The sequence below is a fragment of the Pseudomonas thermotolerans DSM 14292 genome (assembly GCF_000364625.1).
Taxonomy (GTDB): domain Bacteria; phylum Pseudomonadota; class Gammaproteobacteria; order Pseudomonadales; family Pseudomonadaceae; genus Aquipseudomonas; species Aquipseudomonas thermotolerans.
This window is the reverse complement of record NZ_KB822606.1, coordinates 13,170-27,103: the sequence shown is the minus strand read 5'-3', so window position 1 is coordinate 27,103 and position 13,934 is coordinate 13,170. Positions and strand designations below refer to the sequence as shown.

The following is a 13,934-nucleotide window of genomic DNA, read 5'->3' as shown; positions in this document are numbered from 1 at the left end:
AGTCCCCGATGAACGAAGCCACCCAATCCCGCCTGCGTCCCCTCGCCGACAGCTCCACCTCCGCCGTGGTCGCCGGCTTCATCGCCATGCTCACCGGCTACACCAGCTCCCTGGTGCTGATGTTCCAGGCCGGCCAGGCCGCCGGCCTCAGCAGCGGCCAGGTCTCCTCGTGGATCTGGGCGCTGTCCATCGGCATGGCCATCTGCTCCATCGGCCTGTCGCTGCGCTACCGCGCGCCGGTGATGGTCGCCTGGTCCACCCCCGGCGCCGCCCTGCTGATCAGCAGCCTGCCAGGAGTGCCCTACGGCGAGGCGATCGGCGCCTACATCCTGGCCTCCGGGCTGATCGTGCTGATCGGCCTGACCGGCAGCTTCGACCGCATCATGCGCCGCATCCCCGCCTCCATCGCCGCCGCGCTGCTGGCCGGGGTGCTGTTCCGGATCGGCCTGGAGATCTGCGCCGCCGCCGAGCAGCAGCCCCTGCTGGTGGTCGCCATGCTGCTCGCCTACCTGCTCGGCAAGCGCCTGCTGCCGCGCTACGCGGTGCTCGCGGCGCTGCTGGTCGGCTGCCTGCTGTCCGCGCTGTTCGGCCTGCTCGACTTCAGCGACTTCGAGCTGCAGCTGGCGGTGCCGGAATGGACCACGCCGGAGTTCTCCCTCGCTGCGGCGATCAGCATCGGCATCCCGCTGTTCGTCGTCGCCATGGCCTCGCAGAACCTGCCGGGCATGGCGGTGCTGCGTGCCAACGGCTACGAGGTGCCGGCCTCGCCGCTGCTGACCAGCACCGGCCTGGCCTCCATTCTGCTGGCGCCGTTCGGCTCCCACGGCATCCACCTGGCGGCAATCAGCGCGGCGATCTGCGCCGGTCCAGAGGCTCACGAGGACCCACGACGGCGCTACACCGCGGCGATCTGGTGCGGGCTGTTCTACGGCATCGCCGGGATCTTCGGCGCCACCCTGGCCGCACTGTTCGCCGCGCTACCCAAGGCGCTGATCCTCTCCATCGCCGCCCTGGCGCTGTTCGCCTCGATCATCGGCGGCCTGACCCAGGCGATGAGCGAGCCGCAGGAACGGGACGCGGCGCTGATCGCCTTCCTGGTCACCGCCTCGGGAATGACCCTGTTCTCGGTGGGCTCGGCGTTCTGGGGGATAGTCGCCGGCCTGCTGACGCTGCTGATCCTCAACTGGCGCAAGGGCTGAATCACGCCCGGATCAGGCCTCGGCAGCCAACTGCGCGTCGTGCAGGCGGTTGACCCACCAGCCGAACAGCGCCGCGGTGAAGAACATGATGATGCTGTAGATGGCCGCCGGGATGGCCATGGTCGGGTTGTTCAGCAGCATCGGACTGAGCGCCAGGGCGATGGCCAGGGTGCCGTTGTGGATGCCGATCTCCATGCCGATGGCCACCGCCTGGCGCTGCGACAGATTGAGCAGGCGCGGCACGCAGTAACCCACCGCCAGACTCAGCAGGTTGAAGCACAGGGTGGCCATGCCGACCAGCGGGGCGTAGTCCAGGAAGGTCTGCCAGTCCTTGGCCACCGCCAGGAGGATGATCAGCAGCAGGAACAGCGCGGAGACGATCTTCACCGGCTTCTGCATGCGCGCGGCGAAGTCCGGGAAGCGGCGGCGCACCCACATGCCGATGGCCACCGGGCCGAGGACGATGGCGAACACCTGGATCACCTTGGCGAACTGCAGCGGGATGGCCTGGCCGCTGTCCATGAAGTACAGCAGCGAGAGGTTGACGATCAACGGCATGGTAAGCACGGCGATCACCGAGTTCACCGCGGTCAGGGTGATGTTCAGCGCCACGTCGCCGTGGGCCAGATGGCTGTAGAGGTTCGCCGTGGTGCCGCCCGGCGAGGCGGCCAGCAGCATCATGCCCACCGCCAGAGCGGCCTCGAGCTGAAAGCCCTTGGCGATGAAGAAGCAGGCCAGTGGCAACAGGACGATCTGGCAGACCAACCCCACCAGCACCGGCTTGGGATAACGCACCACGCGTGCGAAATCCGCCAGGGTCAGCGACAGCCCCAGGCCAAGCATGATGATGCCCAGAGCCAGGGGAAGGAACACGGTATTCAGCACGCTAGCCGTCATTGTCATTGTTCTCCTGAGGGGGACTGCTCCGGATTCTGCTCAAGCCTCTGAACTACCGACAGTGGCCCAGCGCGCCAGCCGGGTCGGAGGTGTAACAGAATGCGAGAACCGCCTGGCGGCCCTCTCCGTTCCGGCTTGTCCCGGCTCCGCCCCCGGTCTATACCCTGTACTTCTCTGCCCGGAAGTCGCCGCCATGCCCACTCGGACCAACCGCCAGTTCCTGCTCGCCCAACGCCCGGTCGGCCTGCCTGGCCGCGATTCCTTCAATTTCGTGGAAGCCCCGCTGGGCGAACCCGGCCCGGGACAGATCCTGGTACGCAACCACTACCTGTCCATCGACCCGGCGATGCGTGGCTGGATGAGCGACGCCCGCTCCTACGTTCCCCCGGTGGGCATCGGCGAAGTGATGCGCGCCCTGGGCGTCGGTGAGGTGATCGCCTCCCGGCACCCGGATTTCGCGGTGGGCGAGCACGTCAACGGCTTCCTCGGCGTGCAGGACTACTTCCTCGGCGAACCCAAGGGCTTCTACAAGGTGGACCCGCGCCATGCACCGCTGCCGCTCTACCTCTCGGCCCTAGGCATGACCGGCATGACCGCCTACTTCGCCCTACTCGACACCGGCGCCGCCAAGGGCGGCGACACCGTGGTGATCTCCGGCGCCGCCGGAGCAGTCGGCAGCGTGGCCGGGCAGATCGCCAGGATCAAGGGCTGCCGGGTGATCGGCATCGCCGGCGGGCCGGAGAAATGCCGCTACCTCACCGAAGAGCTCGGTTTCAACGCGGCCATCGACTACAAGCACGAGGACGTCACCGCCGCCCTCCGGCGCGAATGTCCGCAAGGCATCGACCTGTTCTTCGACAACGTCGGCGGCGACATCCTCGACGCCGCCCTCGCCTGCCTGGCCCTCAGGGCCCGGGTGGTGATCTGCGGCGCCATCAGCCAGTACAACGCCACCACCGTGAAGGGCCCGGCCAACTACCTGTCGCTGCTGGTCAACCGGGCGCGCATGGAAGGCTTCATCGTCCTCGACCACGCCTCCCGGTTCGCCGAGGCCGCCCAGGAAATGGCCGGCTGGCTGGCCTCCGGGCAACTGAAGAGCAAGGAAGACATCGACGAGGGCCTGGAGAACTTCCCGGAAACCTTCCTCAAGCTGTTCCGCGGGGAGAACTTCGGCAAGCTGGTGCTCAAGGTCTGAGGGAGCGACCGGCCGGCGAAGTCTTCGACACTTCGTCGACAGCAGCCTCGCCGCACCGGGCCGGAAAGCAAAAAGCCCCGAAAGTCTGCACTTTCGGGGCTTTTCGATCTGGCGGTGAGGGAGGGATTCGAACCCTCGATACAGTTTCCTGTATACACACTTTCCAGGCGTGCTCCTTCAACCACTCGGACACCTCACCGGGATCTCGCCGGACCGTCGGTCCGTCGAGGCGCGCTAATCTAGCCGAAAGGTCCGCCAAAAGCAAAGGCTTTTTTCAAAAAATTCATGCGCTTAAGGCAGGCCACGGAAAATCGCCGGGCGGCTGGGGCGTGACCGGCCGGTCCGACGCGCCGCTTTACCCGCCGGCGGGCTCTGGGTAACGTCTGCCCCCTTCACTACCGCCAATCCAAGGATCACACCATGAGCGACCTCATCAGCTACCGGTTGGAAGACGGCATCGCCACCCTCACCCTGAGCAACGGCAAGGTCAACGCCATCTCGCCCGAGGTGATCGCCGCCTTCAACGCCGCCCTGGACCGCGCCGAGCAGGACCGCGCGGTGGTGATCATCACCGGCCAGCCGGGCATCCTCTCCGGCGGCTACGACCTCAAGGTGATGACGTCCAGTCCGCAGAACGCCATCGAGCTAGTCGCCGCCGGCTCCACCCTGGCGCGCCGCCTGCTCGCCCATCCCTACCCGGTGATCGTCGCTTGCCCCGGCCATGCGGTCGCCAAGGGCGCCTTCCTGCTGCTCTCCGCGGACTACCGAATCGGCGTCGAGGGCCCGTTCAGAATCGGCCTGAACGAGGTGCAGATCGGCATGACCATGCATCACGTGGGCATCGAGCTGGCCCGCGACCGCCTGCGCAAGTCGGCCTTCCACCGCTCGGTGATCAACGGCGAGATGTTCGATCCGCAGGACGCGCTGGACGCAGGCTTCCTCGATCGCGTGGTGCCCGCCGAGCAGCTGGAGGCCACCGCCCTGGCCGTCGCCCGGGAGCTGAAGAAGATCGACATGACCGCCCACCGCAACACCAAGCTGAAAGTGCGCAAGGCCCTGCTGGAAACCCTCGATCAGGCCATCCAGCTGGACCGCCAGCACCCGCTCTGAATCCCCCCGCCCGGCCACCCGGCCGGGTCCTCCCCTCCGTCTTCCCCCCGATGCGCCCCTGGCGGCGCGACTTCTGGCATTCTGAGGGCAAATCCCGTTCAGGAGAGCGACAGCCCATGGCTCAGGTCATAGCCGCGGCGGTTTATGCCAACGGCAGGAAGGTCAGCGACATCCGTCTCGACGAAGGCGCCGAGTGGGCGGCCCGGGAAGGCCACTTCGTGTGGATCGGCCTGCACGATCCCGGCCGGGAGGAACTGCTCAGCCTGCAGCGGCAGTTCCAGCTGCACCCACTGGCCATCGAGGACGCCCTGCTCCAGCACACCCGGCCGAAGCTGGAGACCTTCGGCGACGCGCTGTTCATGGTGGTCTACTCGCCGATCCGCCGCGACGGCGAGCTGGTGTTCATCGAGACCCAGCTGTTCGCCGGCAAGGGCTACGTGATCAGCGCCCGCTACGGCGACTCACCCTCCTACGCCGCGGTGCGCCAGCGCTGCGAGGCCCAGCCGCAGATGCTGGTGCACGGTGAGGATTACGTGCTGCACTCGCTGCTCGGCTTCGTGATCGAGAACTACCGCCCGCTGCTGGACGACTACCACGCCCAGCTGGAGGACATGGAACAGCGGGTACTCAACCAGCCGCTGAGCCAGGCGGACGTGGAGGCCGTGCAGAGCATGCGCCGCAGCCTGTCGCGCCTGCGCCGCTACCTGGCGCCGCTCGGGGAGATCTGCCAGGAGCTGCAGCGCCTGGACTTCCCCTTCATCGACAAGCACATGCGCCCGTACTTCCGCAACGTGGCCATCCACATCCAGCGCATGCTGGAGGACCTCACCGCCATGCGCGAGATGGCCGACTACGCCATCGAGATCGGCCTGCTGCTGGAGGCCTCGCGACAGAGCCTCACCCAGCGCAAGTTCGCCGCCTGGGCGGCGATCCTCGCCTTCCCCACCGCGCTCACCGGCATCTACGGGATGAACTTCCACTTCATGCCCGAGCTGGGCTGGGAATACGGCTACTTCGGGGTGCTGGGGATCATCGCCCTGGGCTGCGGCGGGCTGTACGCCAACTTCAAGCGCCTCAACTGGCTCTAGGAACGACGACGCCCTGCGTCTTACCCCACAAGGGACCAGGACGCAGGGCGTACGGATCGGCAGACAGCGGCCCAGGCATGCCAGGCCGCCAGATGCATCAGGCCGGCTCGGCGGCCTTCGCCTTCTGCTTGCCGTTGGCCACGAAGCGCATCATCCACTCGGCCACCACGTAGCCGTCGTGGTCGCGCTCCAGGCTCTTGATCGCCTTCTGGTACGTGTCCGCGCCCAGTTGCTCCTGGCGCAGGTCGAGCAGCGCTCGGGAATAGTCGTGGACGAACTCCGGGTGCCCTTGGAAGCACAGCACCTGGTCGCCGATGGCGTAGGCGGCGTTCGGGCAGAAGTCGCTAGTGGCGATCAGCCGGGCGTTCTCCGGCAGCGCGGTGACCTGGTCCTGGTGGCTGATCAGCAGAGTCAGGTCGTCCACCGAGGGGGTCATCCATTCCGGCTGATCGGCGACGCGGTACTGGTGGGTGCCCACGCCCCAGCCCTGGGCGGCGCGCTCGGCCTTGCCGCCGAGCAGCAGGGCCAGCAGCTGGTGGCCGAAGCAGATGCCCAGCAGCTTGTCGCCGCGCCTGTAGCGTTCCAGAAGGAACTGCTTGAGGGTCTGGATCCAGGGATCGCTGCCGAAGGAGTCGGCCTTGCTGCCGGTCACCAGGTAGGCATCGAAGTGCTCGTCATCGGCGGGGTACTGGCCCTGCACCACGTTGTAGGTCACGAACTCCGCGGGGATGGGCTGGTTGCGGAAGAGCTGCTCGAACATCTTCCCGTAGCCCTGGTACTGGTCGATCAGCTCGGGACGGAGGATGTCGGTTTCCAGAATGCAGATGCGAAGCGTCATGAAAAGGATCCTGATGCCGGTGCGGCTTGCCAAATGTGCAATTTATTTAACACAAGCCGCCCAACAAGAGAACAGCCAACCGGCAGCCCCCCCTGATTTTCTGATCGATCCTGGCAGCAGGCGGCGCTGGCCGTCCATAAAACAGAACGCTCGATCCACACCTGCAGCGAGTCCGCGGCAATCGGCATGACATGAAAGGAAAAACCGGCCACCTGGGCCGGTTTTTCCTCGGCATCACGGAAAGTCCTAGAAGTTCTCTCCCCTGGCCGCCTTCTCCAGCAGCAAGGCCGGTGGCTCGAAGCGTTCACCATACTGTTCGGCCAGGTACTGGGCACGGGCGACGAAGTCCTTGAGGCCGTACTGGTTGATGAACTGCAGAGCGCCTCCGGTCCAGGCCGCGAAGCCGATGCCGAAGATGGAGCCGATGTTGGCGTCGGCGGTGGACTGGAGCACGCCCTCCTCCACGCAGCGCACCGTCTCGATGGCCTGGATGAACAGCAGGCGGTCGCGCACGTCGCTGGCCGGAATCTGCCGGTCGGGCTTCTCGAAGCGCGCCTTGAGCTCCGGCCAGAGGTACTTCTTGCCGCCCTGCGGATACTCGTAGAAGCCGCCACCAGCCGCCTTGCCGGGGCGCTTGAACTCCTCGAGCATCAGGTCGATCACCACATAGGCCGGGTGCTGGGGCATTTCCTTGCCTTCCGCGGTCAGGTCCTTGCGGGTCTGTTCACGGATATGGCTCATCAGGCTCAGGGACACCTCGTCGGAGACCGCCAACGGCCCCACTGGCATGCCGGCCTTGCGCGCCTCGTTCTCGATCAGCGCGGCACTGACGCCCTCGCCGAGCATGGCCAGGCCCTCGTTGGTGTAGGTGCCGAACACCCGTGAGGTGAAGAAGCCGCGGCTGTCATTGACCACTATGGGGGTCTTTTTGATCTGCAGCACGTAGTCGAAGGCCCGGGCCAGGGTCTCGTCGCTGGTCCGTTCGCCGCGGATGATCTCCACCAGGGGCATCTTGTCCACCGGGCTGAAGAAGTGCAGGCCGATGAACTTCTCGGGCTTCTGCACCGCACGGGCCAGGCCGGTGATCGGTAGCGTGGAGGTGTTGGAAGCGATCAGCGCGTCCGCCAGCGCGGCAGCCTCGGCGGCGGCGGTGACCCGCCCCTTGAGCTCGCGGTCCTCGAACACCGCCTCGATCACCAGGTCGCAGCCCTCGAAGTCGGCTTCCGTGTCGGTGGTCCGGATCCGCGCCAGGAAGGCCTCGCGCTGCTCGGCGGTCATCCGGCCACGGGCCACGCGCTTGTCGAGCAGGCTGGCGGAATGGGCCTTGCCCTTCTCCGCGGCCTCCACGGAAACGTCCTTGAGCACTACCTCGATGCCGGCGGCGGCGGTGACGTAGGCGATGCCGGCGCCCATCATCCCGGCGCCGAGCACCCCGACCTTGCGGGTGACGTGCTGCGGGTAGCCCTGCGGGCGGGACTTGCCGGCGTTGATCTCATTCAGCTGGAACCAGAAGGCGCCGATCATGTTCTTCGCCACCTGGCCGGTGACCAGCTCGGTGAAGTAGCGCGCCTCGATGATCTGCGCGGTGTCGAAGTCCACCTGGGCGCCTTCCACGGCGGCGCAGAGGATCTTCTCCGGGGCCGGGAAGCAGCCCTTGGTCTTGTCGCGCAGCACTGAGGGGGCGATGGCCAGCATCTGCGCCACGTTGGGGCTGGACGGAGTGCCGCCGGGAATCCGGTAGCCCTTCTCGTCCCAGGGCTGCACGGCCTTCGGGTTGGCGGCGATCCAGGCACGGGCCTTGGCCAGCAGGTCCTCGCGGTCGCCGGCCAGTTGGTGGATCAGGCCGGCCTTGAGGCCTTCCTGAGCGCTGAACTTCTTGCCTTCGGCGAGGTACGGCAGGGCCTTCTCGATGCCCAGCAGGCGCACCATGCGCACCACTCCGCCGCCGCCCGGCAGCAGGCCGAGGGTGACTTCCGGCAAGCCGAGCTGCACGGACTTGTCGTCCAGGGCGATGCGCTGGTGGCAGGCCAGGCAGATTTCCCAGCCGCCGCCCAGCGCGGCGCCGTTGATGGCCGCGACCACTGGCTTGCCGAGGGTCTCCAGGCTGCGCAGCTGGGCCTTGAGCTCCAGCACGTGGCGGTAGAACTCGGCGGCCTGGTCTTTGGTGACCTTGATCAGGTCGTTGAGGTCGCCGCCGGCGAAGAAGGTCTTCTTGCCGGAGGTGAGGATCACCCCGGCGATGTCGTTCTTCTCCGCCTCCAGGCGGGCGATGGTCTGCCCCATGGCCGCGACGTAGGCGGCGTTCATGGTGTTGGCGCTCTGGCCGGGCATGTCGATGGTGAGGACGACGATGCCGTCCTGGCCCTTCTCGTAACGGATAGCGTCAGTCATTGGCTTTGCTCTCGAATTCGGTTGGCCACGATGCCGGCTCAGAGGCGCTCGATGATGGTGGCGATGCCCATGCCGCCGCCCACGCAGAGGGTGGCCAGGCCGTAGCGCCCGTTGCCTTTCTCCAGCTCGTCGAGCAGGGTGCCGAGGATGATGCAGCCGGTGGCGCCGAGGGGGTGGCCCATGGCGATGGCGCCGCCGTTGACGTTGACCTTATCTTCTGGCACGCCCATGTCCTTCATGAACTTGAGGACCACCGAGGCGAAGGCTTCGTTGACCTCGAACAGGTCGATGTCGTCCACCTTCAGGCCGGCCTTGGCCAGGGCCTTGCGGGAGGCCGGCGCGGGGCCGGTGAGCATGATGGTCGGGTCGGTGCTGGTCACCGCGGTGGCGACGATCCGCGCACGGGGAGTCAGGCCCAGCTCCCGGCCCTTGGCGGCGGAGCCGATCAGCATGAGCGCGGCGCCGTCGACGATCCCCGAGCTGTTGCCGGGGGTGTGCACGTGGTTGATGCGTTCCACGTGGCTGTACTTGCGGATGGCGGTGGCGTCGAAGCCCATGGCGCCCATCATCTCGAAGCTCGGCTTGAGCTGGCCGAGGCCCTCCAGGCTGGAGTCGGCACGGATCAGCTCGTCATGGTCGAGCAGCACCACGCCGTTCTGATCGGTCACCGGCACCAGGGACCTGGCGAAAGAGCCGTCGGCGCGGGCCCGCGCGGCCTTCTGCTGGGAGCGAAGGGCGAAGGCGTCGACATCCTCGCGGCTGAAGCCTTCCAGGGTGGCAATCAGATCGGCGCCGATGCCCTGGGGCACGAAATCGGTGTGAATGTTGGTGGCCGGGTCCAGCGCCCAGGGACCGCCGTCTGAGCCCATGGGTACCCGCGACATGGATTCCACGCCGCCAACCACCACCAGATCCTCGAAGCCGGAGCGCACCTTCATGGCGCCGATGTTCACCGCCTCCAGGCCGGAGGCGCAGAAGCGGTTGAGCTGCACGCCAGCGACGCTGACGTCCCAGTCCGCCACCAGGGCGGCGGTCTTGGCGATGTTGCCGCCCTGCTCGCCGACCGGGCTGACGCAGCCCAGCACCACATCGTCCACCTGGCTGGTGTCCAGCTGGTTGCGCGTCTGCAGGGCGCGGAGCAGGCCGGCGATCAGGTCGACCGGCTTGACGCTGTACAGCGAGCCGTCCTTCTTGCCCTTGCCACGGGGCGTGCGCAGCGCATCGAAAATGAAAGCCTCGGTAGTCATGACGTCCTCTCGCCTCCACTGGGGAGGAATCGCTGGCAGTGGGCAATCGGGCGAACCCGTGCACCACCTGATTGTTGTTCTTGGCGCCCGTACACCTTACGCGAGGGTAGTCGAGGCTCAATGACCGAAGCGCTCAGGGCCGATTGACTGCAACGCTCAGACGAACGGTCATGCCCGGAGCGGCGCCGGGCGGGTGGACGGGAAACCGTCTGCCTTGCGGGTCGGAAGCCGGAGGCAGCCCCCGACGATAACCGTCGGGGCGCAGGAAGGAATGGACTTGCAACCAAGTCTTCTAAAAGACCGCCCCGGCAGGGCCTAGAGTGGACAGTGCAAGTGCCGCTGCCGGGTCATGCCGGAGCGGCTTTTTGTTCACGTTGTTCACGCCGAGGCGTGATCGTCGTAGCAACGCCGCCTAACAACAACAAAAGGCAGAAGCTCATGGCTACCAAAACCAAGTTCCGCCAAGCCGGGCTGATCCTCTTCGCCACTGCCGTGGTACTGATCCTGCCCAATCTCACCCGCCTCTTCACCTGACCGAACCGCCAGCCGCTCGTGCACCGGATGACATGCAGTGCCGTCATCTGGTGGCGGGCAATAGCGCGGCCAGCAGCAGCGGCAGGAACAAGAAAGCCAGCAGCGTCGAGCACAGAACCAGGCTGGCCACCTGCTCCGGCGAACGGCCGGCGCGCACCGCGAACAGGTAGTTGAACACCGCCACCGGCATCGCCGACTGAAGCACCAGCACGCCCAGCGCCAGCGGGCCGAGCCCCAGCGCTGCGCCGATCCCCCAGCCGAGCGCCGCGCCGAGCAGGATGCGCAGCGCACCGAGCAGCAGGCCGTGGCCGATGTGCTGAACGCGGATGCTGGCCAGGGACACCCCCAGGGTGATAAGCATCAGCGGGATGGTCATGCCGCCCAAAAGGCCGATGGTGTTGCTCAGCCAGCGCGGCAGCTGCAGGTCGAAGTACACCAGTGGCAGGGCCAGCGCCAGGCTGATCAGGATCGGGTGGGTGAGCAGCTTGCGTGGCGAGCGCTCAGCGCCGGAGAGCACCAGGCCGAGGCTGAAGTGCCCCACAGAGAGCACCAGGAAAAAGGCCACCGCCAGCGCCAGGCCCTGCTCGCCGAAGGCATAGAGGCTCATCGGCAGCCCCATGTTACCGGAGTTGGGGAACAGGTAGGCGGGCACCAGCACCTTCCAGTCCTGACGGAACAAGCGGCTGAACAGCAGGCCGACGGCGCCCATGGCCAGGGTCACCAGGGCGCCGGCCAGGGCGATCTGCCCGAATGCCTGGTGATCGATGTGGGTCTGGCTGAGGGTGGAGAGCACCAGGCTGGGGGTACCCACGTAGAGCACCAGTTGGGTGATGAAGGCAGTCGGGTAAACCTGTCCCGAGCGCACCCAGCCATAGCCGATCCCGGCAGCCACCAGCACCGGCGCCATCACCGCGAACAATTCGGCCAACATCCGCCTTACCCCCGAGCAAAAGCCGCATGCTAGCGGGGCTGCGCGGCGCCGACAATGTGCTAGGGTTCGACGATCCCGTCAGCCGGAACCATTCGTCGATGCGTATTCTCCTCACCTGCCTCTGCCTGCTCGCCAGCGGTCTGCTGGCCGCCGCCGAACTGCGCCTGGAACTGCCGGGCGGCACGCGGACCTGGGACAGCGCCACCCTGCTCGCCCACCCCCAGGCCCGCGACATCGAGATTCCCCAGGACGTCGCCTACAAACGCCCGATGCGCTACCGCGCCCTACCGCTGGCCAGCCTGCTGGAAGGCGTACAGCCGGGCGATCACCTGCAGCTGGTGGCCCTGGACGGCTTCGCCGCCGAACTGCCCGCCGCGCCCCTGCTCGCCAGCAGCGGCGCGAGGGCCTGGCTGGCGGTGGAGGATCCACAGGCGCCCTGGCCGCCGATCAGCCAGCGTACGCCCAGCGCCGGGCCCTTCTACCTGGTGTGGAGCGATCCGCAACTGGGCGACATAGGCCCCGAGCAATGGCCCTTCCAGATCACCCGCATCCACCTGCTGGCGCCTGTCGCCCAGCGCTTCCCTGCCCTGCTGCCGGCCGCCGAGGCAGGCGCTGCGGTGCAGGCCGGCTTCGCCCTCTTCCAGAAGCACTGCCTGGCCTGCCACCGTCTGAACGGCGCTGGCGACTCGGCCTTCGGCCCGGACCTCAACCTGCCCCACAATCCCACCGAGTACTTCGCCGGCGACTTCCTCGCCCGCTACATCCGCGACCCGCAGGCCCTGCGCCAGTGGCCGCAGGCGCGCATGCCGGGCTTCGCCACGGAGGTGCTCAATGATGCCGAGCTGACCGATCTACTCGCCTACCTGCGCCACATGGCCGGGCGCAAGGTCGCGCCCTGACCAGCGGCGGCGCCCCAATCCGAGGCACGCCCGGAGCGCCGTGCGCCCTCGTGCATCACGCGCGTCGCCACCTTCTTACCGGAAAGCTTCTGGCGCCGGCCTCCCGAGGACCTGGCCTGCTTCTTGCTGATCCGCCGGTAGGGTAACCAACGGCGGTTGCCTCCACCCACGACAAAGACGTCGCCATGCCCTTCGCCACGAGGCGAATGGGCGTGCGGCGTCTTTGTCGTTTCGGCCCCAGCGCTGGGGACCGGTGGAGCGACCGCGATCCGGCGCTCCGAACCACGACCTGTCAGGCCCCGTGCCCGCGCACGGCGCCATCCGGGGGAAACCGCCGCCGTGCCATGCGCAGGGCGACGCGCAACCACCGGCATAGCAAGGAGGTGTCAGATGAATACCAGTTTCTGGAAGGCCGGACACAAGCCCACCCTGTTCGCCGCGTTTCTCTACTTCGATCTCAGCTTCATGATCTGGTACGTGCTCGGCCCGCTGGGCGTGCAGATCGCCGCCGACCTCGGCCTGAGCACCCAGCAGCGGGCGATGATGGTCGCCACGCCCATCCTTTCCGGCGCCGTGCTGCGCTTCCTGATGGGCCTGCTGGCCGACCGTACCTCGCCGAAGAGCGCCGGGCTGATCGGCCAGGTGATCGTCATCGGCGCCCTGCTCGCCGCCTGGCTGCTGGGCGTGCACAGCTACGCCCAGGCGCTGCTGCTCGGCCTGTTCCTCGGCGTCGCCGGTGCCTCCTTCGCCGTCGCCCTGCCGCTGGCCTCCCAGTGGTACCCACCGCAGCACCAGGGCAAGGCCATGGGCATCGCCGGCGCCGGCAACTCCGGCACCGTGCTGGCCGCCCTGTTCGCCCCCAGCCTGGCCAGCCTGTTCGGCTGGAGCAACGTGTTCGGCCTGGCGCTGATCCCGCTGCTGCTGGCCCTGGCGATCTTCGCCGGCGCCGCCCGCAACGCCCCGCAACGTCCGGCACCCAAGCCACTGGGCGACTACCTAAAGGCCCTCGGCGACCGCGACAGCTGGTGGTTCATGTTCTTCTACAGCGTGACCTTCGGCGGCTTCCTCGGCCTGGCCAGCACCCTGCCCGGCTACTTCCACGACCAGTACGCCTTCGACCCGGTGAAGGCCGGCTACTACACCGCCGCCTGCGTGTTCGCCGGCAGCCTGATGCGCCCGCTCGGCGGCGCCCTGGCCGACCGCATTGGCGGCATCCGCTCGCTGCTGGTGATGTACACCGCGGCGGCCATCTGCATCGCCGCGGTGGGCTTCAACCTGCCCAGCGCCAGTGCCGCCCTGGCCCTGTTCGTGATCGCCATGCTCAGCCTGGGCGCCGGCAACGGTGCGGTATTCCAGCTGGTGCCACAGCGTTTCCGCCGCGAGATCGGGGTGATGACCGGGCTGATCGGCATGGCCGGCGGGATCGGCGGCTTCTGCCTGACCGCCGGCCTCGGCGCCATCAAGCAGCACACTGGCGACTACCAGCTCGGTCTCTGGCTGTTCGCCAGCCTCGGCGTACTGGCCTGGTTCGGCCTGCACGGTGTCAAGCAGCGCTGGCGCACCACCTGGGGCAGCGCCGCGGTCACCGCCGCGCGGGTGTGAGCC

At 67.4% G+C, this 13,934-nt stretch carries 11 protein-coding genes and 1 tRNA gene; 6 read left to right on the top strand and 6 right to left on the bottom strand.

What is annotated here, in order from left to right; genetic code table 11:
• The first annotated feature begins 8 nt into the window (after positions 1-8).
• The gene (locus tag H165_RS0107750; RefSeq protein WP_017938354.1) at positions 9-1,199 is read left to right on the top strand and encodes a benzoate/H(+) symporter BenE family transporter; all 1,191 of its coding nucleotides are present in this window, start codon (positions 9-11) and stop codon (positions 1,197-1,199) included.
• Between the two features lie 12 nt (positions 1,200-1,211).
• Here H165_RS0107750 and H165_RS0107745 read toward each other — a convergent pair whose 3' ends face one another.
• Positions 1,212-2,096: a bile acid:sodium symporter family protein gene (locus tag H165_RS0107745; RefSeq protein WP_017938353.1), complete on the bottom strand. Its 885-nt coding sequence runs from the start codon at positions 2,094-2,096 to the stop codon at positions 1,212-1,214.
• Positions 2,097-2,289: 193 nt separating this feature from the next.
• On the opposite strand from H165_RS0107745, the gene H165_RS0107740 reads away from it, so the two are divergent.
• The gene (locus H165_RS0107740; protein ID WP_017938352.1) at positions 2,290-3,291 is read left to right on the top strand and encodes an NADP-dependent oxidoreductase; all 1,002 of its coding nucleotides are present in this window, start codon (positions 2,290-2,292) and stop codon (positions 3,289-3,291) included.
• A 109-nt stretch (positions 3,292-3,400) separates the two neighbouring features.
• Here H165_RS0107740 and H165_RS0107735 read toward each other — a convergent pair.
• Positions 3,401-3,490: transfer RNA gene (locus tag H165_RS0107735), tRNA-Ser, on the bottom strand.
• 221 nt (positions 3,491-3,711) lie between these two features.
• Here H165_RS0107735 and H165_RS0107730 point away from each other — a divergent pair.
• A complete protein-coding gene (locus H165_RS0107730; protein ID WP_017938351.1) occupies positions 3,712-4,401 on the top strand; it encodes a crotonase/enoyl-CoA hydratase family protein in 690 nt (229 codons plus the stop codon).
• Between the two features lie 116 nt (positions 4,402-4,517).
• Positions 4,518-5,489 (top strand): magnesium and cobalt transport protein CorA, encoded by a 972-nt coding sequence (locus tag H165_RS0107725; RefSeq protein ID WP_017938350.1) that lies wholly within the window; start codon positions 4,518-4,520, stop codon positions 5,487-5,489.
• 97 nt (positions 5,490-5,586) lie between these two features.
• Here H165_RS0107725 and H165_RS0107720 read toward each other — a convergent pair whose 3' ends face one another.
• The 4 genes from H165_RS0107720 to H165_RS0107700 form a co-directional block, all read right to left on the bottom strand.
• Complete coding sequence (locus H165_RS0107720; protein ID WP_017938349.1) at positions 5,587-6,327, bottom strand: amidotransferase; 741 nt, start codon at positions 6,325-6,327, stop codon at positions 5,587-5,589.
• A 246-nt stretch (positions 6,328-6,573) separates the two neighbouring features.
• Positions 6,574-8,718 carry a 3-hydroxyacyl-CoA dehydrogenase NAD-binding domain-containing protein gene (locus tag H165_RS0107715; protein ID WP_017938348.1) on the bottom strand — a complete coding sequence of 715 codons (2,145 nt, stop codon included), beginning with the start codon at positions 8,716-8,718 and terminating at the stop codon, positions 6,574-6,576.
• Between the two features lie 38 nt (positions 8,719-8,756).
• Positions 8,757-9,965, bottom strand: coding sequence for an acetyl-CoA C-acetyltransferase (locus H165_RS0107710; RefSeq protein ID WP_017938347.1), 1,209 nt, complete (start codon positions 9,963-9,965; stop codon positions 8,757-8,759).
• A 577-nt stretch (positions 9,966-10,542) separates the two neighbouring features.
• The gene (locus tag H165_RS0107700; protein WP_017938345.1) at positions 10,543-11,430 is read right to left on the bottom strand and encodes an AEC family transporter; all 888 of its coding nucleotides are present in this window, start codon (positions 11,428-11,430) and stop codon (positions 10,543-10,545) included.
• 98 nt (positions 11,431-11,528) lie between these two features.
• Between H165_RS0107700 and H165_RS0107695 the strand changes: the two genes are divergently transcribed.
• A complete protein-coding gene (locus H165_RS0107695) occupies positions 11,529-12,329 on the top strand; it encodes a cytochrome c (RefSeq protein WP_017938344.1) in 801 nt (266 codons plus the stop codon).
• Between the two features lie 390 nt (positions 12,330-12,719).
• Positions 12,720-13,931, top strand: coding sequence for an MFS transporter (locus H165_RS0107690; RefSeq protein WP_017938343.1), 1,212 nt, complete (start codon positions 12,720-12,722; stop codon positions 13,929-13,931).
• Positions 13,932-13,934 lie beyond the last annotated feature (3 nt).